Below are 22,143 nucleotides of genomic sequence, written 5' to 3'. Positions count from 1 at the left end.
ACGTTCGCTCAGATCGTGAAAGCCCCGCCGAAAGACCGAACGCCGCTGGGTGCGGCGTTCGGCATTACTTCTTCCTCGCGGTAGTGGTCTTCTTCGCAGGAGAGGTCCGCGACGTCGTCCTCGCGGTGGTCTTCGGCGTGGTCTTCGCCGTAGCCCGCGTGGTCTTGGCGGGAGTCTTCTTCGCCGTGGCCGCCGTGGTCTTGGTGGCCTTCGTGGCCTTGGTGGCGGTGCTCTTGCTCGCCGCCTTGGTGGTGCTCGCCTTCGTCGACGACGCCCTGCTCGTGGTCTTGCTCGCTGCCTTGGTGGTCTTCGGAGCCGCCTTGGCCGTGGTCGACTTGGCCGTCGACTTGGTGGTCGACTTGGTCGCCGTCTTCGGTGTCGTCTTCGACGCCGCCTTGGTGGTGCTCGCCTTCGTCGTGGTCTTCGGCGCAGTCGCCTTCGTCGTGGTCCTGGTGCTCTTGGTCGGAGCCGTCGCCTTCGTCGTCCGAGCAGACGTGGTACGTGCCGTGGTGGTGCCGCGAGTACGACTCGTGGTGGTGCGCGTCGTGGTCGGGCGAGTGGTGGCCGTCTTCGACGTGCCGGTAGCCCGCTTCACGGTGGTGGCCCTCGGCAGTTTCCTCGCGCCGCTCACCACTTCCTTGAACGTCGTCCCCGCACGGAAAGCGGGCACGTTGGTCTTCTTCACACGCACGGTCTCGCCTGTGCGCGGGTTCCTGGCGGTACGGGCGGCGCGGGTACGCTTCTCGAACACACCGAAGCCGGTGATGTTGACCTTCTCGCCCTTGTTGACCGTACGGATGATGATGTCGACGAGGTTGTCGACTGCCTGCGCGGCGACCTTCTTGTCGCCCAAGCGCTCGGCGAGCGCTTCAATGAGTTGGGCCTTGTTGGCCATTCAGTCCTCCAAGAAGAACTACGTGTTACCCGGCCACACCGGCCGACATGCGCACACGGTATTACCAACACAGCACAAATTCCAAACGGCACGCGGATTTTTTCCTTATCGTGTGCGCGATTACGCATCCGCAAGCCCGTGTGAGCCTCTCGCGCGCCGTTCGGCGTGAGTGTTCGGCTGTTCTGTGAGCCGGGCACCGAGCCCCCGGATTCCTTTTGCGATGACACGAAATCCGGGGGCCGTCGCTCTACCTCGGAGTGGTGGTGGGTTTATACGCGGGCCGCTGCTTCTCGAAAGCCTCGATGTCGTCGACGTGCCGAAGTGTCAGCGCAATGTCGTCGAGACCTTCCAACAGCCGCCAGCGGGTGTAGTCGTCGATCGAGAACCGGGTGACGAAGTCCTTGGCCCGTACGGTCTTCTCCCGCAGGTCCACGGTCACCTCGGTGCCCGGCTCGGTTTCCAACAGCTTCCACAGCTGCTCGACGTCGGCCTGCTCGCATTGGGCTGTCAGCAATCCCTGTTTGCCGGAGTTGCCGCGGAAGATGTCGGCGAACCGGGAGGAGATGACGACCCGGAATCCGTAGTCCATCAGCGCCCACACCGCGTGTTCCCGGGACGATCCGGTGCCGAAATCCGGACCCGCGACGAGCACGGTGCCGCGGTTGTAGGGCTCACGGTTCAGCACGAACTGCTCGTCGCGACGCCAGCCCGCGAACAAGCCGTCCTCGAACCCGGTTCGGGACACCCGCTTGAGGTAAACGGCCGGGATGATCTGGTCAGTGTCCACGTTAGACGCGCGCAGGGGGACCCCGATGCCGGTGTGTGTGGTGAACGGTTCCATGACGTTGCTCCTCGTCGCTGTTCGGTGGCGGTCGCTGTCAGATCGTCAATCGAGGTCCTCGGGCGAGGACAGGGTGCCGCGCACAGCGGTCGCGGCGGCCACGAGCGGCGACACCAGGTGGGTCCTGCCGCCCTTGCCCTGTCGGCCCTCGAAGTTGCGGTTGGAGGTCGAGGCGCTGCGCTCCCCGGGCTTCAGTTGGTCCGGGTTCATGCCCAGGCACATCGAACACCCGGCGGCACGCCACTCCGCGCCCGCTTCCGTGAAGACCTCGTGCAGCCCCTCTTCCTCGGCGGCCTTACGCACCCGCATGGAACCGGGCACGACGAGCATCCGCACCCCGTCGGCCACCTTCCGGCCCTTCAGCACCTCGGCGGCGGCGCGGAGGTCCTCCAGGCGACCGTTGGTGCACGAACCGAGGAACACGATGTCCACCGCGATCTCCCGCAGCGGCGTCCCCGGCTTGAGATCCATATAGGACAGGGCCTTCTCGGCGGCGAGACGCTCGGTCTCGTCGGTCATCTGCTCGGGGTCGGGCACGGACTCCGACAGCGGCAACCCCTGACCCGGGTTGGTACCCCACGTCACGAACGGGGTGAGCTCGGAGGCGTCGAGGTGCACCTCGGTGTCGAACACGGCGTCGTCGTCGGTGCGCAATTCCCGCCACTCGGCGAGGGCAGCGTCCCAATCGGCGCCCTGCGGCGCGTGCGGCCGGTCCTTCAGATAGGCGAACGTCGTCTCGTCCGGCGCGATCATGCCCGCCCGGGCGCCGGCCTCGATGGACATGTTGCAGATGGTCATGCGGGCTTCCATCGACAGCGCTTCGATGGTGCTGCCCCGGTACTCGATGACGTGGCCCTGACCGCCGCCCGTACCGATCTTCGCGATGACCGCGAGGATGATGTCCTTGGCCGTCACACCGGGACGCAACTGACCGTCCACGTTGACCGCCATGGTCTTGAACGGCCGCATCGGCAGGGTCTGGGTGGCCAGTACGTGCTCCACCTCGGAGGTGCCGATACCGAAGGCCATCGCCCCGAACGCGCCGTGCGTGGACGTGTGGCTGTCGCCGCACACCACGGTCATACCGGGCTGGGTGAGGCCGAGCTGGGGGCCGATGACGTGCACGATGCCCTGTTCGTCATCCCCCATCGGGTGCAACCGGATGCCGAACTCCTCGCAGTTGCGCCGCAATGTCTCGACCTGCGTACGCGACACCGGGTCGGCGATGGGCAGATCGATGCCGGTCGTGGGGACGTTGTGGTCCTCCGTGGCGATCGTGAGATCCGGACGCCGCACCTTGCGTCCCGCCAGCCGCAGCCCGTCGAATGCCTGCGGGCTGGTGACCTCGTGGACGAGGTGCAGGTCGATGTAGAGCAAGTCGGGTTCGGCGCCCTCGCCGCGACGCACCACGTGTGCGTCCCACACCTTTTCCGCCAGTGTGCGGCCCCGCTTCTCGGTCATCAGGGCTCCTCCGTGAACGTGTGTCGGAAAGCGAGCGGACTCACTTCGGGAAACATGGACTATCCCAAATCGCGAGATTATAGTATCGCTTTGTGGGACAACCCGATACTAGCAACAGCACTGACTCACAGACCCAGCAGAGCGGAATCGGCGTACTGGACAAGGCCATGTCCGTGTTGCACGCGGTCGCGGAACAACCGTGCGGACTGGCGGAGTTGTGCACGCGAACGGGACTTCCGCGTGCGACGGCACATCGGCTCGCGGTGGGTCTTGAGGTGCACCGAATGCTGCGGCGGGGCCCGGACGGTCGATGGCACCCGGGACCCGCGCTGGCGGAACTGGCGGGCGGCACGGTGGACCCGCTGCTCGACGCCGCCAGCGTGGTGCTACCGAAATTGCGGGATCTGACCGGCGAGAGCGTGCAGTTGTACCGCCGCGACGGCATCGTGCGGGTGTGTGTGGCGGTGGCGGAACCGCCGAGCGGACTGCGCGACACGGTGCCCGTGGGGGCACGGCTGCCGATGACGGCCGGCTCGGGCGCGAAAGTCCTGGCCGCCTGGGCGGATGCGCATACACGACAAGCGATCCTCGCCGACGCCGTGTTCGGCGAGCGAACGTTGCTTGAGGTACGCCGCCGTGGCTGGGCGCAGAGTGTGGCGGAGCGGGAACCGGGCGTGGCGAGCGTGTCGGCACCGGTCCGTGACAGCGCGGGCAACGTGATCGCCGCGGTGTCGGTGTCGGGGCCGGTGGACCGCATCGGCCGCCGCCCGGGAGCGAAGTGGGCCAGCGATCTGCTCCAAGCGGCCAGCGCTCTTCAGGAACGCCTGTAACGTCCCGCGCCACGAAGGCCCGTCCAGGACCCCACCGGGCTGCACGGAAGCTGCGCAGAGGGCCCGAGATATCGAACACGGCCGAGCACGACGGTCCGTGTGGAACGAAGCGCACAGTGGCGGGTGAGCGAAGCGAGGCCGAGGACCGTCCAAGGCCTCGCCTCCCGCGGAACCTTCCGTATGGGCCCGCGATCCGCACGAGAACGCCGCGAAGGGTTCGACGAGGGGAATGAGGCATCGACAGCCCTCCGGGCGTCCTGGCCGAACCCACAGGGCGACACAGGACGCCCGGGGCCGCAAGGACGCCACCGGGGCACACGGACCCGAGGAGACGGCCAGGGCACCGGCAACGACGCGATGAGGCAACGAATGAGGCGATGAGGGGCAAACGAGAAGGGCCCTCCCCGCGTTTCCGCGGGGAGGGCCCTTTCTTGTACCCCCGATGGGATTCGAACCCACGCTACCGGCGTGAGAGGCCGGCGTCCTAGGCCGCTAGACGACGGGGGCCTGTGGTCCGCGAAGGAACTCTACCAGTTCGGATTTCGCTTCCCGCTGGGGTACCAGGACTCGAACCTAGACTAACTGAACCAGAATCAGTCGTGCTGCCAATTACAGCATACCCCATCGGGCACCTCACCGAATCTCTCCGGATCGGCGCCGCTGGAAAGAAATACTAGAACATGCCCCTATAGGCCCAACAACCGGGGGTCCCAACATCAACGTTGGGCGGGCACCCCGATCCGAGCGAACTCGGAAACGAGCAGCTCAGGAAGGTCGGCGAGGGTCTGCAGAACGTGCACGCCGGGCGGGACGTCGGCCTCGACCCCGGCCGAACCGTGCCGATCGAGCCAGACGCCTCCGAGTCCGGCGTCACGGGCACCGACGGCATCGGTGGCGAGTTTGTCGCCGATGTGCACGGCGTTAGCGGGCTCACAACCCAGCGCGCAGCACACTTTGTGGAACATCACAGGATCGGGTTTGGCGACCCCCATTTCGCCGGCGATGGCGACGTGGTCGAAGAATTCACTCAACCCCAGGCGCGCGAGTTTGTCGCGTTGATGCGCACCCGAGGCGTTGGTCACAGCGGCGAGTTTCACCCCCGCCGCGACGAGCCATTCCAGACACGGCAACACGTCCTCGAACAACCGCCACGACTGACACAACACTTCCTTACGGCGGATTTCGACATCACCGGCCTTCGCCATGTCGATGTCCACACCGAGCTCGGCGAAGAAAGCCCGCGTACGAGCGGCGTGCATGTCGGTGTAGGGGAGCTCACCGGACACGACCCGTGCCACATGGTCGTCCGTGATGCTTTCCCACAGCGGCCACATGTCGGCACGGCCGATGAGACTCTCAAGCGAGCTCCGACCGGCCGACGTGAAGTCGATGAGGGTGTCGTCGATGTCGAGGCACACCAACCGGAGTTCCGGCGGCGTCCAGGGCGGAGCACCGTCGAATTCGGAAACGGCATGCGAGATCGGTGGAAAGCCAAGCGCAGAAGCCACTCCGCGAGGCTAGGGCAGATTTCGCGCCACCAACTCTGCTGAGTAGGTGATAAAAACGCCTCTGTTTCGGTCCAGGACGTCTACGCTCAGTGGCCTGGCAGCGCGCGACGCAACCGCCCGAGTGAAATCTCGCGACCGAGCAGCTCCATCGACTCGTACAACGGAGGCGATACCGTGCGCCCGGTCACAGCGACGCGGACGGGAGCGAACGCCTTGCGAGGCTTGAGCCCGAGCCCTTCGACGAGGGCGTCCTTCAACGCCGCCTCGATGGCGTCGGTACGCCACTCGTCGAGCTGCTCCAGCGCCTCCACAGCGGCCCGCAACACGGGCTCGGAGTCGGCTCCGAGCGCCTTGGCGGCAGCGGCTTCCTCCGGCGCGAAGGTCTCCTCGTCGACGAACAGGAACCGCACCAGATCGACGGCGTCGGACAGCACCGTGACGCGTTCCTGCACCAGCGGCGCGATGACCCGGAACTTCTCGAGCTGGTCGTCGCCGGGCTGTTCGGGCAACACCCCCGCCTCGACCAGGTAGGGCACGGTGCGCTGGACGAAGTCCTCGACCGGCAGGGCGCGCACGTGTGTGCCGTTGATGGCCTCGGCCTTCTTGGGGTCGAACCGCGCCGGGTTGGCGCTGACCTTGGTGATCTCGAAGGCTTCGACGAGCTCGTCGACGGTGAAGACATCGCGGTCGTCGGCGATCGACCAACCGAGCAGGGCGAGGTAGTTCAACAGTCCTTCACGGATGAAACCCTGCTCGCGGTAGTTGAACAGGTTCGACTTCGGGTCGCGTTTGGACAGCTTCTTGTTGCCCTCGCCCATGACGTAGGGCAAGTGGCCGAACTCGGGGGTGAAGTCGGCGAGACCGACGCGCTGAAGCGCCTGGTACAGCGCGATCTGGCGCGGGGTCGACGGCAGCAGGTCCTCACCGCGCAGCACGTGGGTGATGCGCATGAGCGCGTCGTCGACCGGGTTGGTGAGCGTGTAGAGCGGCTGTCCGTTGGCCCGCACGAGCACGGGGTCGGGAATGGTGCCCGCCTTGAAGGTGATCTCACCGCGCACGAGGTCGTTCCAGGTGATGTCCTCGTCGGGCATCCGCAACCGCAGCACCGGCGACCGGCCTTCGGCGCGGTACCGCTCCTTCTGCTCGTCGGTGAGATCGCGATCGAAGTTGTCGTAGCCGAGCTTGGGATCCTGGCCGGCCTCACGGCGGCGCTGCTCGACTTCCTCGTTGGTGGAGAAGGCCTCGTACAGCTCACCCGCCTCCAACAGCTTGCGGGCGACGTCGTCGTAGATGTCGCCACGCTCGCTCTGCCGGTACGGACCGTAGTCGCCGCCGACCTCCGGGCCCTCGTCCCAGTCGAGTCCCAGCCACCGCAGCGCGTCGAGCAGCGCGGCGTAGGACTCCTCGCTGTCCCGGGAGGCATCGGTGTCCTCGATGCGGAACACGAGGGAACCGCCGTGGTGGCGCGCGAAGGCCCAGTTGAACAGGGCCGTGCGGATCAGCCCCACGTGCGGGATTCCGGTGGGCGACGGACAGAAGCGGGCGCGTACAGCCTTCGTCTCACTCATAGCAGTGTTCAGCGTATCTCCCTTGACGACGGCCGCGACTCCGTGCACGGTGAAATTATTCAACACATGATGAATTAAGGATGGCGGCGATGACCGAACACACGACCTGCGCCGTGATCGGCGGCGGCCCCGCCGGAATGGTCCTCGGGCTCCTGCTGGCCAGAGCCGGCGTCGACGTGACCGTTCTGGAGAAACACGCCGACTTCCTCCGGGACTTCCGGGGCGACACCGTGCACCCCTCCACTCTCCGTCTGCTCGACGACCTCGGCCTCGGGGAACGGTTCACGCGCCTGCCACAGACCACGCTGACCGAGATCGCCTTCCCGTCCGGCGACGGGGAACGCGTCGTGGTCGGCGACCTGAACCGGCTACGTCGAATCCGGTACCCCTATCCCTACATCGCCATTACCCCGCAATGGGATTTCCTCAACCTCCTGGCCGAAGCCGCCGCGGAGGAGACGACCTTCTCACTGCGCATGCGGGCCGAGGTCACCGAACTGGTGCGAGACGCCCGACGCGTGCGAGGCGTGCGTTACCGAGCCGACGACGGCACCACGAGGACGTTGCTGGCCGACGTGACCGTGGCCTGCGATGGGCGCTGGTCGTCGGCACGCACCCAGGCCGGCCTGCGCCCTCGCGAATCACCGGTGCCGCTCGACGTCTGGTGGTTCCGCCTCGGCCGCGAACCGGGAACAGGACCGCAGACACTCACCCCGACCATGCGGGACGGGCGTTTCGCCATCGTCATCCCCCGCCACGACTACTTCCAGATCGCCTACGTGGCGAAGAAGGGAATCGACCCGCTGCTCCGGCGACGCGGTATCGCCGCGTTCCGCGAAGAGATCGCCACGACACTGCCCGAACTGGCCGAACAGGTCGACGAGCTGACCACGATGGACCGGGTCAAACACCTGGACGTCCGGCTCAACCGGTTGCCCCGGTGGCACGTCGACGGACTGCTGTGCATCGGAGACGCCGCCCACGCCATGTCCCCGATCGGCGGAGTGGGCGTCAATCTCGCCGTGCAGGACGCCGTCGCCGCCGCCCGGGTACTGGCCGCCCCGCTACGGCGGGGGAAGGTCACCTCGGCGACCTTGGCTTCCGTGCGCCGCAGGCGACTGCTGCCGACCGTTGTCGTACAAGGCCTGCAACGCGCGTTGCACCACCTGATCATCGCGCCGGTCGTGGAAGGCAGACGGACAGGACCGCCAAAGCCGGTGCTGCGACTGCTGCGGCGAGCACCGTGGCTGTCGATCGTCCCGGCCTATCTCATCGGTGTGGGTCCCCGGCCGGAACGGGCCCCCGCTTTCGCGCGGAGACCGGCCACGTCCACGGCCGGGGACGACCTCAAGCGGCCTGAACCGGGTTCGTGAGCGTGCCTATGCCTTCGATGGTGATCGACACCTGCTGCCCGGCCTCGATGGGACCCACGCCCTCCGGCGTGCCGGTGAGGATCACGTCTCCCGGCAGCAGTGTCATCACCGACGACACGAAAGCGACGATGTCGGCGACCTTGTGCACCAACTCCGAGGTACGGGCGTTCTGTTTCACCACACCGTCCACCTCGGTGGTCAACGCGAGGTCCGACGGATCCACCCCCGTGGAGATCCACGGCCCGAGGGGGCAGAACGTGTCGAAGCCCTTGGCCCTGCCCCACTGTCCGTCGGATTGCTGAAAGTCCCGCGCGCTGACGTCGTTGGCGACGGTGTAGCCCAGGATGGCGGCGTGGGCCTTGTCGGCGGGGACGTTCTTGACGGGCTGGCCGATGACCACGGCGAGCTCGCCCTCGAAATCCACACGCGACGAAGCGGGCGGCAGTTTGATGGGCGCGTTCGGGCCGATGACGGTCGTCGACGGCTTGAGGAAGATCATCGGTTCGGCCGGAACCTCGTTGCCGAATTCCTCGGCGTGCTTGGCGTAGTTCCGACCCACCGCGATCACCTTCGTCGGCAGGATGGGCGCCAGCAGCCGGACGTCGGCCAGCGACCACCGCCTGCCGGTGAAGTTCGGTTTCCCGAACGGATGGTCGGCGATCTCCAGGACCTGTGCCGCGTCGTCGTTGTCGCCTTCTGCCTCGATCGAAACGAAGGCGACACCATCAGGATGAGCGATTCGAGCCAAACGCACGGCGCCATCCTAACGTGACACCGGCGTGTCCGCGCCCTGCGTAACCTGTGTAGTCGTGTCCGCAGCCTGCGCGCGTAGCGACTTGTGCACCAGCGCGTCACACAAGGCCAGCCAGCTCGCCTCGACGATGTTCGCGTGCACTCCCACGGTGGTCCACGTGCGCTCGCCGTCGCTGGATTCCACCAGCACGCGCGTCACGGCGTCGGTGCCCTGCTTGCCCGCGAGGATGCGCACCTTGTAGTCGGCCAACTCCACGCTGTCCAACCAGGACAGGTGCCCGCGCAGTGCCTGACGCAATGCCGCGTCGAGCGCGTGCACGGGACCGTTGCCCTCCGCCGTGGCGATCACCCGCTCACCGCCGACGTACACCTTGACCGTCGCCTCCGACATGACCTCCCCGTCGACCCGGTGTTCGAGCACCACGCGGTACGACTCCAACCGGAACGGCGCTTCAACGGGCACGTCCTCGGCCTCGGCACGCAGCAACAGCTCCAACGAGGCGTCCGCGGCCTCGAACGACCAACCCTCGGCCTCCAGCGCCTTCACCTTCTTCAACACACTGGAAGCCGCCTCGGGCTTGCCCGCGAGGTCCACCCCGAGTTGTGCGCCCTTGAGTTCGAGACTCGCCCGGCCCGCCATCTCGGTGACCAGCACGCGCATGTCATTGCCCACCACGGCAGGGTCGATGTGGTTGTACAGCAACGGATCGACCTTGATGGCGCTGGCGTGCAACCCCGCCTTGTGCGCGAACGCGGACGCCCCCACATAGGCCTGGTGCGTGTCGGGCGCGATGTTGGCGATCTCGGCGAGCGCGTGCGCGGTGCGGGTCAGCGCGGCGGCACCGCCTTCCGGGAGCACCGGCATCCCGAGCTTGGCCACCAGATTCCCCGCCACCACGAACAGGTCCGCATTGCCCGCACGCTCGCCGTAACCGTTGGCCGTGCATTGCACGTGTGTCGCTCCGGCCTGCACGGCCGCGATGCTGTTGGCCACCGCGCAGCCCGTGTCGTCCTGGCAGTGGATGCCGAGCCGCAACCCGGTGCGATCGGCCACCTCGCGGACAGTCTCCGCGATTCCCAGCGGAAGCTGGCCGCCGTTGGTGTCACACAGCACCACCACGTCGGCACCCGCCTGCCCCGCCGCGTCGAGGATCCGCAACGCCGTGTCCGGGTCGTACGCGTAGCCGTCGAAGAAGTGCTCGGCGTCCACGAAGACCCGCCGCCCCTCCGAGACGAGGAACGACACCGTGTCCCGCACCATCGCGCACGCCTCGTCGACGTCCACGCGCAACGCGCGCTCGATGTGCCGCACGTCCGATTTCGCCACCAGTGTCACCACCGGGGCCTGCGAGTCCAACAGAGCCCGAACCTGTGGGTCCTCGGTGACGGCCAGGCCCGCGCGCCGAGTGGAACCGAACGCCACCAACACCGCGTGCCGCAACGTCAGCTCCCCCGCGGCCGCACGCGCGAAGAACTCGGTGTCCTTCGGCATCGCGCCCGGCCACCCGCCTTCGATGAACCCGACACCGAGATCGTCCAACAGCCGGGCCACGGCGAACTTGTCGGCGATGGAATACGAAATACCCTCGCGCTGGGCGCCGTCACGCAGCGTCGTGTCGTACAGATGGAATTGATCGCCGAGCGGGGTACCTGCAGGTTCCGTGCGACTCACGGTGTCTCCTTGTGACGATGAACGGACCAACAAAAAAGACCCCTCGCGGCATGCGAGAGGTCTGCGCGTCGGGTACTGGCCTTGGCAGTACTACCCGACGCGCCTGCCGATAATGATCACGCGAGAGGTGGTCACGTCCGTCATCCTGCCACAGACACTCTCTGCCACGGCATCAAGGCCGTCCGTGGTCCCGAGGTTCGTCGCTTCGCCCGGTGCTGCGCCGTTCCGCCCCGGTCTCCTCGGCGTAACCGAGGTCCTGGCCCTCGACTCGACCGACGAACGTGCCGCTGTGTCCGGGACCGGTGGACGACGGGTTGTCGCCACGCTCGTCACCGGGCCTGCCGCCTGTGGCGCGCGCTCGCGACACGGCGGGATCGTCGGCGGCGTCGGCTTCCGGCGCACTGGAGGACACCGGTTCCCGACGCCCCAGCAGTTTCTTCAACCAGGTGCGCATACGCCCCGGGTACCACTGGAGGCCGTGCCCGAAAACAGTGGACACGGCCTTCTCCGGTGAGCGGTCAGCTCACCTGGCGGGTGTTGGAGGAGACGAGCGCGGCGAGCCGGTCGCCGATCGCCTGAGTGCTGCCCGGCGAGTTCTGGTCCCGGGTCGCGAGGTCGAACGCCACCGACGCCTCGATGCGGCGCGCGGCTTCCCTCTCTCCGAGGTGGTCGAGCAGCAGCGAGACGGAGAGCACGGCCGCGGTGGGATCGGCGAGGTTCTGTCCCGCGATGTCGGGAGCGCTGCCGTGCACGGGCTCGAACATGCTCGGGTTGCGGCGCGTGATGTCGAGGTTGCCGCTGGCCGCCAGGCCGATACCACCGGTGACGGCGGCGACGAGGTCGGTGATGATGTCGCCGAACAGGTTGTCGGTGACGATGACGTCGAACCGGCTGGGGTCGGTCACGAGGTGGATCGTCGCGGCGTCCACGTGCGAGTACGCCACAGTCACGTCGGGGTGCTTCAGCGACTCCTCCTCGACGATCCGCGACCACAGCGAACCGGCGTGTTCGAGGACGTTCGTCTTGTGCACCAGGGTGAGGTGTTTGCGCGGACGTCGCTCAGCGCGTTCGAAGGCGTCGGCCACCACTCGGCGGATACCGAATGCCGTGTTGACACTGACCTCGGTGGCGATCTCCTGCTCGGTGTCCTTGCGCAGAAGGCCCCCGTTGCCCGCGTACGGCCCTTCGGTGCCCTCGCGCACCACGACCATGTCCACCTCTCCCGGGGAGGCGAGGGGACCACGCACGCCCGGGTAGAGGCGGCCCGGGCGAAGGTTGACGTGGTGGTCGAGTTCGAAGCGCAGACGCAGCAGCAGACCACGTTCCAAGATGCCGCTGGGCACACTCGGATCACCGACGGCACCCAACAGGATGGCGTCGTGCTGGCGGAGTTCACTCAACACCGACTCGGGCAGCAATTCACCCGTGGCATGCCAACGAGATGCGCCGAGGTCGTACTTGGTGATCTCGGCATTCGGCACGACCTCGGTCAGCACCTTCAGCGCCTCGGTCACGACCTCAGGCCCGATCCCGTCACCGGGGATCACAGCGAGCCGCATCCACACACCTCCGTCAGTCAGGCACCCGGCGCTCCGGAAGCCCATCCGCGATCGAACTCCAGCGACGGCAGGTTACCGTTCGTGGATAGAACGTCGAAGCACGACCACCCATATGCTGCAGTCAAGCCGACATCTCGTCACTCGATCGTGTCACATGGACCACCGAAGCAAGCGCTTGAAAGCAGTGCATTTCACCACGGCGTCTCACCCACCGCTCCGGTCGATCCCGTTGTTCCATAGTGGAGCCCCGAGGACCCTCGGCACCCACATACACATGCGGCCGACCCCACCGGCTCTCACACTCGGGTCGCGATGGGGTCGGCCGCCGACGGACTCACGTCACTCGAAGTTGACCGCGCGGATCATCCTCGCGCCGACGGTGGCACCGATCGGTTCCAACATGTGACTGTTCACGGCGCGGTCGACACGCAGCAGCATCACCGCGTCGGAACGGTCGGTGGTCTGACTGATCTGCGCCGCCTCGATGTTGATCCCCGCCTCGCCGAGGAGCGTGCCGACCCGGCCCATGATGCCCGGGCGGTCCGGGTACTCCAGCAACAGCATGTTGCCCTCGGCGCGGATGTCGAAGTGCCGCCCGTTGACCTCGATCAGCTTGTGCACGTCGTCCTTGCCCGTGACCGCACCCGACACCGAATACGAGCTGCCGTCGGCGTGCACGGTGCGCACGGTGACCTGGCTGCGGTAGTTGGTGCTCTCCGGCTGGGTGGACACGTTCACCTGCACACCGAGCTCCTCGGCCAACCGCGGCGCGTTGACGAACGTGACCTGGTCCTCGACGACGCTCGAGAACACTCCCCGCAAGGCGGCGAGCTGGAGCACGCTGATGTCCTCGCTGGCCAGTTCACCGCTGGCGACCACGGAAACCGACGACGGGGCCTTGGCGCTGAACGCGGAGAGCACCGTGCCGAGCTTCTGGGTGAGCCCCAGGTACGGCCGCACCTCTTCGCTGACGGCCCCGCCGATGACGTTGACGGCGTCGGGCACGAAGTCGCCGCGCAACGCCAACAGGACGGAACGTGCCACGTCGGTGCCCGCCCGGTCCTGCGCCTCCCGCGTGGAGGCGCCGAGGTGCGGTGTGACGACGACGTTGGGCAGTTCGAACAGCGGGCTCGACGTCGTGGGTTCCTCGACGAACACGTCGATACCCGCACCCGCCACGCGGCCCTCACGCAGCGCTTCGGCCAGGGCGTTCTCGTCGACGAGACCACCGCGGGCGGCGTTGACCACGAGCACGCCGGGCTTGACCTTCGATAGCGCCGTGGCGCCGATGAGTCCCTTGGTCTCCGGCGTCTTCGGCAGGTGGATGGTGATGATGTCGGCGCGCTCCAGCAACTCGTCCAGCGACACCAGCTCGGCACCCAGCTGCGCGGCCCGCGCGGCGGAGACGTACGGGTCGTAGGCGAGCAGCTTCGTGTCGAACGCGGCGAGCCGCGAGGCGACGAGCTGGCCGATCTTGCCGAAGCCCACGACACCGACCGTCTTGCCGGACAACTCCGTGCCCGTGAACGCGCTGCGCTTCCACTCACCGCCCCGCAGGCTCTGGTCGGCGGCCGGGATGTTGCGGGCCACCGACAGCAGCAGCGCGACGGCGTGTTCGGCGGCCGACACGATGTTGGAGGTGGGCGCGTTCACCACGAGCACGCCGTGTTCGGTGGCCTCGGCCACGTCGACGTTGTCGAGGCCGACCCCGGCGCGGGCGACGACCTTGAGCTTCGCGGCCTCAGCCAGGACCTCCTTGTCGACCTTCGTGGCGGATCGCACCAGGAGCGCGTCGGCCTCCTTCACCGCTTGCAACAGCGCGGGACGGTCCGTTCCGTCCACGTGCCGGACCTCGACCTCGTCACCGAACACGCTGACTGCGGATGGAGCGAGTTTCTCGGCGAGGAGAACGACGGGCTGGCTGGAATTGCTCACGATGCGCCTTTCGTCTCATAGAAGATTGGGGCCATTGCAGACGCGCTCACTGGCAGGCCACGACACTGTGTCCTCGGGTTTCGAAGTCTAGACCCGAGAAGCCCCTGAATCGCAATGCGTCCATGGAAGGAGTTGGGCACAGCGGTGTGAGCGCTGGGTGATCTTCGCAACGCAACCGCGGTGCAACCGCATCACAGACGCCCGGAGAGAACGTGGCCCTGCGCCTGTGCCCTTTTCAGTTTCGGCGATCGAACTCCCCGTCCCTCACTCCAAGGAGAAAGGCATCCCATTCGGACGGCGTGAAGACCAGGACCGCGCCGTCGGAGCCCGCGCCCTGACGCAACACCGCATAGGTGGTGGTGTCGCTGTGAGTGACGAAGGCGTATTCCAGTGCGCTGCCGGCCCGGTCGTCGCGGGGAGACCCGGGGAGCCGATGCCAGCTCACCGAGGAAAGGTCGAGTTCGTCGCGGACGAGAAATTTGTCGTCGATATCGCGGGGGTCGTTCCTCATGGGGGGCCACGGTAAGACATCCCCGCCGTTTCCGAAGAGCGTGTTCGACAGGAGATCCCCGGGGGCCACTGGCCCCCGGGGATGAGTATTGCCTGGTCAGGCGGTCTCGGTGATCGGCCGGTCCACCCAGGACATCAGGCCGCGGAGCTTACGACCAGTTTCCTCGATCGAGTGCTTCTCACCCGCCTCCTGCAGCTTGGTGAAGTTCGGACGGCCCTTCTCGTCCTCGCCGACCCATTCCTTGGCGAAGGTGCCGTCCTGGACCTCGCGCAGGATCGCCTTCATGTTCTCCTTGACCTCGGGCGTGATGACCCGCGGGCCGCGCGTGAGGTCGCCGTACTCGGCGGTGTCGGAGATCGAGTAACGCATGCGTGCGATGCCGCCCTCGTACATAAGGTCGACGATGAGCTTGAGCTCGTGCAGCACCTCGAAGTACGCGATCTCCGGCGCGTAGCCCGCCTCGGTCAGCACCTCGAAGCCGGTCTGCACGAGAGCGGACGCGCCACCGCACAGCACGGCCTGCTCACCGAACAGGTCCGTCTCGGTCTCCTCGGCGAACGTGGTCTTGATGACGCCGGCACGGGCACCGCCGATGGCCGCTGCGTACGACAGGGCCAGCGCCTGCGCGTTCCCGCTCGGGTCCTGCTCGACCGCGATCAGGCACGGCACACCCTTGCCGTCCACGAACTGCCGGCGTACCAGGTGCCCCGGGCCCTTGGGGGCGACCATGGCGACGTCCACATTGGCGGGAGGCTTGATGAGGCCGTAGCGGATGTTGAAGCCGTGCCCGAAGAACAGAGCGTCGCCGTCCTTGAGGTTCGGCGCGACGTCCTGCTCGTAGATGCTCCGCTGCTTGGTGTCCGGGGCGAGGATCATGATGAGGTCGGCCTCGGCGGCCGCCTCGGCGGTCGTGAGGACACGCAGACCCTCTTCCTCGGCCTTGGCCCGCGACTTCGACCCCTCGGGAAGCCCGATGCGGACGTCGACACCGGAATCACGCAGGCTCAACGCGTGCGCGTGGCCCTGACTTCCATACCCGATCACGGCGACTTTACGGCCCTGAATGATGCCGAGGTCGGCGTCGGCGTCGTAGAAGATTTCGACTGACATGAAGTGTGGTACTTCCTTTCGATTGAAGAACTGGGCAAGCGGAGGGCGTCAGCGGGCCGCCGTCGCCGTGATGGAGCGGGCGCCCCTGCCCACCGCGACCATGCCCGACTGCACAAGTTCACGCACGCCGTAGGGCTCCAGCATGCGCAACAGTGCGTTGATCTTGTCGCTGGTTCCCGTGGCTTCTATCGTCAGCGCCTCCGGGGACACGTCGACGACCTTGGCTCGGAAGAGCTGCACGGTCTCCAGCACCTGACTGCGCACCGTGGCGTCGGCCCTCACCTTCACGAGCAGCAGTTCACGCTGCACCGACTGCGCAGGGCTGAGCTCCACGATCTTGATGACATTGACCAGCTTGTTGAGCTGCTTGGTCACCTGTTCGAGTGGTTGTTCCTCGACGGCGACCACGATCGTCATCCGGGACACCTCGGGGTTCTCCGTGGGCCCGACGGCGAGGGATTCGATGTTGAAACCACGGCGGGAGAACAGACCGGACACCCTGGCGAGCACGCCGGGAACGTTCTCCACCAGGACGCTCAGAGTATGGTGGGTCATGGACGCGCGTGCTCCCTCCGGTCGTTGGTGCTCAGTGTTCGCTCCGTTCGCTTCACGGCACTCATTGCGACACCTCGTCGTCGTCGAACAGAGGCCGGATCCCTCGTGCAGCCATGATCTCGTCGTTGCTCGTTCCCGCCGCCACCATCGGCCAGACCTGTGCGTCCTTGCCGACGACGAAGTCGATCACAACAGGACGGTCGTTGATCTCCATCGCCCTGCGGATGACGTCGTCGACCCCGTCCCTGGTCTCACACCGCAGCCCCGCGCACCCGAGTGCCTCGGCGAGCAACGCGAAGTCCGGGATGCGGTGCTTGTGGGTGCCCAGGTCGGTGTTCGAGTAACGCTCGGAGTAGAACAGGTTCTGCCACTGGCGCACCATGCCGAGGTTGCCGTTGTTGATGACGGCGACCTTGATGGGCAGGCCTTCGATGGCGCACGTGGCCAGTTCCTGGTTGGTCATCTGGAAACAGCCGTCGCCGTCGATGGCCCACACCTGAGTGTCAGGCTGGCCGAGCTTGGCGCCCATCGCGGCCGGGACGGCATAGCCCATCGTGCCGAGACCACCGGAGTTGATCCACGTTCTCGGCTTCTCGTACTTGATGAACTGTGCCGCCCACATCTGGTGCTGCCCGACCCCGGCCGTGTAGATGGCGTCGGGGCCCACGAGCTGTCCGATGCGCTCGATGACGTACTGCGGGGCCAACGTTCCGTCGGACGGCCACTCGTACCCGGCGGGGAACGTCTTCCGCCACGAGTCGAGCTGCGCCCACCATCCGGACAGGTCCTCGGTCTCCCCGTTCGCGGCCTCGACCTTCACCGCCGCGATCAACTCGGTGATGATCTCGGCGCAGTCACCGACGATCGGCACGTCGGCCTTGCGGTTCTTCGAGATCTCCGCCGGGTCGATGTCGGCGTGCACGACCGTAGCCTCGGGGGCGAACGTGTCCAACCTGCCGGTGACCCGGTCGTCGAACCGCGCGCCCAGCGCCACGAGCAGGTCCGCCCGCTGCATGGCCGCGACCGCCGCCACCGAGCCGTGCATGCCCGGCATACCCAGGTGCTGAGGGTGGGAGTCGGGGAACGCACCGCGCGCCATCAGCGTCGTCACCACGGGGATACCGGTGAGCTCGGCCAGCTCCCGCAGCTGCTTCGAGGCCCTGGCTTTGAGCACGCCGCCGCCGACGTAGAGCACCGGGCGCTCAGCCTGCCTGATCAACCGCGCGGCTTCCCTGACCTGCTTGCCGTGAGGGCGCAGTGTCGGCCGGTAACCGGGCAGCCGCACCTCCGGCGGCCACGCGAACGACGTCGTCTCCTGCAACACGTCCTTGGGGATGTCCACCAGGACCGGGCCCGGACGTCCGGTGCTGGCCAGGTGGAACGCCTCGGTGATCACCCTGGGGATGTCGGCCGGGTCGGTGACCAGGAAGTTGTGCTTGGTGATCGGCATGGTGATGCCGCAGATGTCGGCTTCCTGGAACGCGTCACTGCCGATGAGCGCACGGGTCTGCTGCCCCGTGATGGCCACCACGGGAACCGAGTCCATGTAGGCGTCCGCCAGCGGCGTCACAAGGTTGGTCGCACCGGGGCCCGACGTCGCCATGCACACGCCGACCTTGCCGGTGGCCTGCGCATAACCGGTCGCCGCGTGACCCGCGCCCTGCTCGTGCCGCACGAGGACGTGCCGGACCTTCGTGGAGTCGAGCAAGGGATCGTACGCGGGGAGAATCGTGCCACCGGGAATGCCGAAGACCGCCTCTACGCCGATGGCCTCGAGAGACCGCACGAGAGACTGCGCGCCCGTTACCCGAACGGGTGTACCTGTGGGGGGCGCGGGCTTGGGGCGGGGTCCGGAGTGGCCGGGCGACACCGAATTCGGTGTCGACTCGGCGGTGGTGTCCGATCGCGAGGTGGCGCTTGTCATCGGTTCTCGCCTCGTGAGTGTCGGTTTGTGGTTGGTCGGGGTTTTCGGTTGTCTCATCGGTGGCAGAAGAGCACTCGATACGCCGCTTACGCATTAAAAAACCCCCGCCGACCATGAGTGGTCGCACGAGGGTCGCGCGTCGACGCAGAGACTTCCCCTACGCGTCGACGCGCTGGGGAAGTACGAGAGCAATCTGCGGTGTCACGACCACGACGTTAGTCACTTCAGACGAGAAGTGTCAACTCTGCGGGATAGTGATCCCGGATACTGGACTCTCCGACAGTCGGACGGCCCCAGATGGCACCACCTTCGAGCTGCGGTGCACCATCGAAGTGTGGTGGGAGGAAGGCAGGAACCGACTATGACCTCGACGACCCCGACAGCCCCGGCGACTTCGACGCAGACAGCGCAGACAACGCAGACAGCGCAGCGCGACGGCCATGTTCACGGCCCTATCCACGACGGGGACACGGACACCGCTCGGCAAGGGAAGAGGGCCGTGTTCCGCATCCCGGGAACCGCACTGATCGGCGTACTGATGCTCTTCATGTGCATGTTCCCGTTCGCAGCGGGCCTGCCTTACCTACTGGTACTGCTGCTCGTGCCCATCGTGCTGGCCGTGTGGATCATCCGCACCCGCACCGACGCCACGGAGAAGGGTCTCACCGTGCGGACCCTGCGCAGCACCCGCGAGCTGCCGTGGGAGTCGATCAAGGGCTTCACCATCACCCCGAAGTCCACGATCATCGCGGTGCTCGACGACGACACCACCGTGCCGTTGCCCTCCGTGCGTACCCGCCACTTGCCGGTGCTGTCGCTCGTCAGCGGCGGCCGGATCCCCGACCCGTCGGGCGTGCTCGACCGGACCGAAGAGGACGAAGAGGACCCCGCCGGCTCCGACGGCTCCGACACCGAGTCCGCCAAGTCCGACGCCGGCTCGGGCGGAGGCGAGAGCGACCGGAGCACCTCCGGCACCGAGCGGACGGCCGAGTAGCGGGGCGCCGACCGGCGGCGGTACACCGACAAGGCGGGCGTACGCTTGAAATATGCCTGCTCTCCGCTCCCGAACCACGACCCACGGCCGCAACGCCGCGGGAGCTCGCTCCCTGTGGCGTGCCACCGGTATGACCGACAGCGACTTCGGCAAGCCGATCGTCGCCATCGCCAACTCCTACACCCAGTTCGTGCCGGGACACGTACATCTCAAGGACCTCGGTGACGTCGTCGCCGAGGCCGTGCGTGAAGCCGGCGGCGTGCCCCGCGAGTTCCACACCATCGCGGTGGACGACGGCATCGCCATGGGGCACAGCGGAATGCTGTACTCACTGCCCTCCCGCGAGATCATCGCCGACTCGGTCGAGTACATGGTCAACGCTCACCAGGCCGACGCGCTGGTGTGCATCTCGAACTGCGACAAGATCACCCCGGGGATGCTCAACGCCGCCATGCGGATCAACATCCCGACGGTGTTCGTCTCGGGCGGCCCCATGGAGGCCGGTAAGGCCGTGGTCGTCGACGGTGTCGCGCACGCACCGACCGACCTCATCACAGCCATCTCCGCGTCGGCCAACTCCTCGGTCGACGACGAGGGGCTGTCCATCGTCGAACGCTCGGCGTGCCCGACGTGCGGTTCGTGTTCGGGCATGTTCACCGCCAACTCGATGAACTGCCTCACCGAGGCTCTGGGGCTGTCGCTGCCCGGCAACGGGTCCACACTGGCCACCCACGCCGCGCGGAGGGAGTTGTTCACCGACGCCGGACGCACGGTGGTCGAGCTGGCCCGACGCTGGTACGAGAACGACGACGAATCGGCGCTGCCGCGTTCCATCGCGAGCAAACAGGCTTTCGAGAACGCCATGGCGCTCGACATGGCGATGGGCGGTTCCACCAACACCGTGCTGCACATCCTCGCCGCCGCACAGGAAGGCGAGATCGACTTCACTCTCGACGATATCGACCGCATCGGGCGCGAAGTGCCGTGTCTGTCCAAGGTCGCGCCCAACTCCGACTACCACATGGAGGACGTGCACCGTGCGGGCGGCATCCCCGCCATCCTCGGCGAGTTGCACCGCGGCGGGTTCCTCAACGCCGACGTGCACGCCGTGCACGCCTCCTCCTTGGAGGAATGGTTGTCCACGTGGGACATCCGGAGTGGTTCCGCATCGGAGCGCGCTCTCGAACTCTTCCACGCCGCGCCGGGCGGGGTGCGCACCACGGAGGCGTTCTCCACGAACAACCGGTGGTCGTCGCTCGACACCGACGCGGAGAACGGCTGCATCCGCAATGTCGCGCACGCCTACACCGCCAGCGGTGGGCTCACCGTGTTGCGCGGCAACCTCGCCGAGAACGGCGCCGTGATCAAGTCGGCGGGTATCGACGAGGAGCTGTGGCGTTTCTCCGGCCCCGCACGGGTGGTGGAAAGTCAGGAGGAAGCCGTCTCGGCCATCCTCAACAAGGAAGTGCAGCCCGGCGAGGTGATCGTCGTCCGCTACGAGGGTCCGGCCGGCGGCCCGGGCATGCAGGAGATGTTGCATCCGACCGCGTTCCTCAAGGGCGCGGGCCTGGGCAAGGTGTGTGCGCTCATCACCGACGGCCGCTTCTCGGGCGGATCGTCGGGCATCTCGGTGGGGCACATCTCCCCCGAGGCCGCCGCGGGCGGCAACATCGGCCTGGTCGAAAACGGCGACGAGATCCTCATCGACGTGCACGAGCGCAAGCTCGAACTGCTCGTCGACGACGAGGTGCTCGCCGAACGAAGGGCCAAGATGGAGGCATCGGAGCGGCCCTGGCAACCCGCCGAACGGGAGCGGCCGGTGACCGCCGCGCTGCGCGCCTACGCGCGTATGGCCACGTCCGCCGACACCGGCGCCGTGCGTAACCCCGACAAGTGATCAGGTGGGGGGGCGAAAGCCGGTCGTGCTTTCGCCCCCCACCGGTCAACGGAACAACAGGATGGCGGCGGCCGAAGTGGCCGCCGCCAACACCAACGCCGCCAGGCCGAACGGCCACGGCCTGCGGCGCCACGGTGTGTTCTTGTCGATCGCGATCCGACCCGCCCCCGTGAACAGCAACGCGAACGCGGTGAACGCAATGAGCAGGTCGAACTCGAAACCGCCCGTAGCGGCGAAGAACCCGCTGTCGAGCTTGCCGTAGACCGCGTTGGCCATCACGCCGAGCACGGCGGCGGCGCCGAGAGGCGTGAAGAAACCGAGTACCAGCAGCGCGCCGCCACCGACCTCCGCCAGCGCGGTCACCCATGCCAACAACGTGGTGGGGCCGGTGAAGCCCATCGACGTGAGCGCCTGCGCGAACCCATCGGTACCGGGTCCGTCGAACAGGCCGAACTTCTGCAGCCCGTGAGCGATCATCAACCCGCCGAGCGAGATCCGGAGCACGAACAGACCGAAGTCGATCCCGCCGTGCAACTGTTCGGCCGGGCGGTCGCCGTCTGAGCCCGTGCGGGCGCCGAACGGCTCCGCGGCGGTGGAGCCGCCGGTGCCCGACGTGTCGGCGAGGAAAGCCGCTGTAGGGCCGTCGGAACCGTCGTTCGCGTGGTGCGCGCTGTGAACCGTCATGCGCAGTCAGCGTAGAGTAATCACCGATTTCGATCTTCCCGAAACGGGAACCGAAGCCGCGGTCAGCGCGTCA

19 protein-coding genes and 2 tRNA genes are annotated in these 22,143 nt (G+C 67.0%); 4 read left to right on the top strand and 17 right to left on the bottom strand.

Going from position 1 to position 22,143, the window contains the following annotated elements; all coding sequences use genetic code 11:
* Positions 1 to 64 precede the first annotated feature (64 nt).
* The 3 genes from M7H19_RS07935 to leuC form a co-directional block, all read right to left on the bottom strand.
* Entirely contained in the window at positions 65 to 895 is an 831-nt protein-coding gene (locus tag M7H19_RS07935) for an HU family DNA-binding protein (protein ID WP_074988138.1), read from the bottom strand.
* Between the two features lie 247 nt (positions 896 to 1,142).
* Positions 1,143 to 1,736, bottom strand: coding sequence for a 3-isopropylmalate dehydratase small subunit (leuD, locus tag M7H19_RS07930; RefSeq protein ID WP_012796394.1), 594 nt, complete (start codon positions 1,734 to 1,736; stop codon positions 1,143 to 1,145).
* 45 nt (positions 1,737 to 1,781) lie between these two features.
* Entirely contained in the window at positions 1,782 to 3,197 is a 1,416-nt protein-coding gene (gene leuC, locus M7H19_RS07925) for a 3-isopropylmalate dehydratase large subunit (protein ID WP_298178953.1), read from the bottom strand.
* A gap of 92 nt (positions 3,198 to 3,289) precedes the next feature.
* Between leuC and M7H19_RS07920 the strand changes: the two genes are divergently transcribed.
* Entirely contained in the window at positions 3,290 to 4,027 is a 738-nt protein-coding gene (locus M7H19_RS07920; RefSeq protein WP_037308450.1) for an IclR family transcriptional regulator, read from the top strand.
* A gap of 434 nt (positions 4,028 to 4,461) precedes the next feature.
* Here M7H19_RS07920 and M7H19_RS07915 read toward each other — a convergent pair.
* From M7H19_RS07915 to gltX, 4 genes are all read right to left on the bottom strand, one after another.
* Positions 4,462 to 4,534 (bottom strand) — tRNA-Glu (locus M7H19_RS07915).
* A 45-nt stretch (positions 4,535 to 4,579) separates the two neighbouring features.
* Positions 4,580 to 4,651, bottom strand: a tRNA-Gln gene (locus M7H19_RS07910).
* Between the two features lie 92 nt (positions 4,652 to 4,743).
* On the bottom strand, positions 4,744 to 5,445 hold the full coding sequence (locus M7H19_RS07905) for an HAD family hydrolase (RefSeq protein WP_298178991.1): 702 nt from the start codon (positions 5,443 to 5,445) through the stop codon (positions 4,744 to 4,746).
* 176 nt (positions 5,446 to 5,621) lie between these two features.
* Positions 5,622 to 7,103 (bottom strand): glutamate--tRNA ligase, encoded by a 1,482-nt coding sequence (gltX, locus tag M7H19_RS07900; RefSeq protein ID WP_298178945.1) that lies wholly within the window; start codon positions 7,101 to 7,103, stop codon positions 5,622 to 5,624.
* Between the two features lie 89 nt (positions 7,104 to 7,192).
* On the opposite strand from gltX, the gene M7H19_RS07895 reads away from it, so the two are divergent.
* Positions 7,193 to 8,476, top strand: coding sequence for an FAD-dependent oxidoreductase (locus M7H19_RS07895; RefSeq protein WP_298178943.1), 1,284 nt, complete (start codon positions 7,193 to 7,195; stop codon positions 8,474 to 8,476).
* Here M7H19_RS07895 and M7H19_RS07890 read toward each other — a convergent pair.
* The 9 genes from M7H19_RS07890 to M7H19_RS07850 form a co-directional block, all read right to left on the bottom strand.
* On the bottom strand, positions 8,451 to 9,230 hold the full coding sequence (locus M7H19_RS07890) for a fumarylacetoacetate hydrolase family protein (RefSeq protein WP_298178940.1): 780 nt from the start codon (positions 9,228 to 9,230) through the stop codon (positions 8,451 to 8,453). The two genes, M7H19_RS07895 and M7H19_RS07890, sit on opposite strands and share 26 nt — an antisense overlap.
* Before the next feature lie 9 nt (positions 9,231 to 9,239).
* Positions 9,240 to 10,901, bottom strand: coding sequence for a citramalate synthase (cimA, locus tag M7H19_RS07885; RefSeq protein WP_298178937.1), 1,662 nt, complete (start codon positions 10,899 to 10,901; stop codon positions 9,240 to 9,242).
* A gap of 172 nt (positions 10,902 to 11,073) precedes the next feature.
* Positions 11,074 to 11,355 (bottom strand): hypothetical protein, encoded by a 282-nt coding sequence (locus M7H19_RS07880; RefSeq protein ID WP_298178988.1) that lies wholly within the window; start codon positions 11,353 to 11,355, stop codon positions 11,074 to 11,076.
* Between the two features lie 64 nt (positions 11,356 to 11,419).
* Positions 11,420 to 12,460, bottom strand: coding sequence for a 3-isopropylmalate dehydrogenase (locus M7H19_RS07875; protein WP_298178935.1), 1,041 nt, complete (start codon positions 12,458 to 12,460; stop codon positions 11,420 to 11,422).
* 339 nt (positions 12,461 to 12,799) lie between these two features.
* Positions 12,800 to 14,395, bottom strand: coding sequence for a phosphoglycerate dehydrogenase (serA, locus tag M7H19_RS07870; protein ID WP_298178933.1), 1,596 nt, complete (start codon positions 14,393 to 14,395; stop codon positions 12,800 to 12,802).
* 235 nt (positions 14,396 to 14,630) lie between these two features.
* Positions 14,631 to 14,906, bottom strand: a complete 276-nt coding sequence (locus M7H19_RS07865) for a DUF397 domain-containing protein (protein ID WP_298178931.1) — start codon at positions 14,904 to 14,906, stop codon at positions 14,631 to 14,633.
* A 96-nt stretch (positions 14,907 to 15,002) separates the two neighbouring features.
* Positions 15,003 to 16,016 (bottom strand): ketol-acid reductoisomerase, encoded by a 1,014-nt coding sequence (ilvC, locus tag M7H19_RS07860; protein ID WP_298178928.1) that lies wholly within the window; start codon positions 16,014 to 16,016, stop codon positions 15,003 to 15,005.
* 48 nt (positions 16,017 to 16,064) lie between these two features.
* Positions 16,065 to 16,571, bottom strand: a complete 507-nt coding sequence (gene ilvN / locus M7H19_RS07855; RefSeq protein WP_298178926.1) for an acetolactate synthase small subunit — start codon at positions 16,569 to 16,571, stop codon at positions 16,065 to 16,067.
* A gap of 61 nt (positions 16,572 to 16,632) precedes the next feature.
* Positions 16,633 to 18,495, bottom strand: coding sequence for an acetolactate synthase large subunit (locus M7H19_RS07850; RefSeq protein WP_298178924.1), 1,863 nt, complete (start codon positions 18,493 to 18,495; stop codon positions 16,633 to 16,635).
* A gap of 499 nt (positions 18,496 to 18,994) precedes the next feature.
* Here M7H19_RS07850 and M7H19_RS07845 point away from each other — a divergent pair, with 499 nt between their 5' ends.
* Entirely contained in the window at positions 18,995 to 19,489 is a 495-nt protein-coding gene (locus M7H19_RS07845; RefSeq protein WP_298178922.1) for a PH domain-containing protein, read from the top strand.
* Positions 19,490 to 19,541: 52 nt separating this feature from the next.
* Positions 19,542 to 21,386: a dihydroxy-acid dehydratase gene (gene ilvD / locus M7H19_RS07840; protein WP_298178919.1), complete on the top strand. Its 1,845-nt coding sequence runs from the start codon at positions 19,542 to 19,544 to the stop codon at positions 21,384 to 21,386.
* Positions 21,387 to 21,431: 45 nt separating this feature from the next.
* On the opposite strand, the gene M7H19_RS07835 is transcribed toward ilvD, so the two are convergent.
* Complete coding sequence (locus M7H19_RS07835) at positions 21,432 to 22,070, bottom strand: DoxX family protein (protein WP_298178916.1); 639 nt, start codon at positions 22,068 to 22,070, stop codon at positions 21,432 to 21,434.
* Positions 22,071 to 22,143 lie beyond the last annotated feature (73 nt).

Source organism: Saccharomonospora sp. (genome assembly GCF_027317685.1).
Taxonomy (GTDB): Bacteria; Actinomycetota; Actinomycetes; order Mycobacteriales; family Pseudonocardiaceae; genus Saccharomonospora.
The sequence above is the reverse complement of the archived record's forward strand: the minus strand, read 5'-3'. Positions and strand labels throughout refer to the sequence as shown.

What these genes read in the sequence shown, in the direction of transcription:
- ilvD (WP_298178919.1), top strand. Translation starts at nt 19,542, where the DNA reads ATGCCTGCTCTCCGCTCCCGAACCACGACCCACGGCCGCAACGCCGCG.
- M7H19_RS07895 (WP_298178943.1), top strand. Translation starts at nt 7,193, where the DNA reads ATGACCGAACACACGACCTGCGCCGTGATCGGCGGCGGCCCCGCCGGA.
- M7H19_RS07935 (WP_074988138.1), bottom strand. Translation starts at nt 895, where the DNA reads ATGGCCAACAAGGCCCAACTCATTGAAGCGCTCGCCGAGCGCTTGGGC.
- M7H19_RS07850 (WP_298178924.1), bottom strand. Translation starts at nt 18,495, where the DNA reads ATGACAAGCGCCACCTCGCGATCGGACACCACCGCCGAGTCGACACCG.
- M7H19_RS07875 (WP_298178935.1), bottom strand. Translation starts at nt 12,460, where the DNA reads ATGCGGCTCGCTGTGATCCCCGGTGACGGGATCGGGCCTGAGGTCGTG.
- leuC (WP_298178953.1), bottom strand. Translation starts at nt 3,197, where the DNA reads ATGACCGAGAAGCGGGGCCGCACACTGGCGGAAAAGGTGTGGGACGCA.
- M7H19_RS07835 (WP_298178916.1), bottom strand. Translation starts at nt 22,070, where the DNA reads ATGACGGTTCACAGCGCGCACCACGCGAACGACGGTTCCGACGGCCCT.
- M7H19_RS07865 (WP_298178931.1), bottom strand. Translation starts at nt 14,906, where the DNA reads ATGAGGAACGACCCCCGCGATATCGACGACAAATTTCTCGTCCGCGAC.
- ilvC (WP_298178928.1), bottom strand. Translation starts at nt 16,016, where the DNA reads ATGTCAGTCGAAATCTTCTACGACGCCGACGCCGACCTCGGCATCATT.
- M7H19_RS07880 (WP_298178988.1), bottom strand. Translation starts at nt 11,355, where the DNA reads ATGCGCACCTGGTTGAAGAAACTGCTGGGGCGTCGGGAACCGGTGTCC.
- ilvN (WP_298178926.1), bottom strand. Translation starts at nt 16,571, where the DNA reads ATGACCCACCATACTCTGAGCGTCCTGGTGGAGAACGTTCCCGGCGTG.
- leuD (WP_012796394.1), bottom strand. Translation starts at nt 1,736, where the DNA reads ATGGAACCGTTCACCACACACACCGGCATCGGGGTCCCCCTGCGCGCG.
- gltX (WP_298178945.1), bottom strand. Translation starts at nt 7,103, where the DNA reads ATGAGTGAGACGAAGGCTGTACGCGCCCGCTTCTGTCCGTCGCCCACC.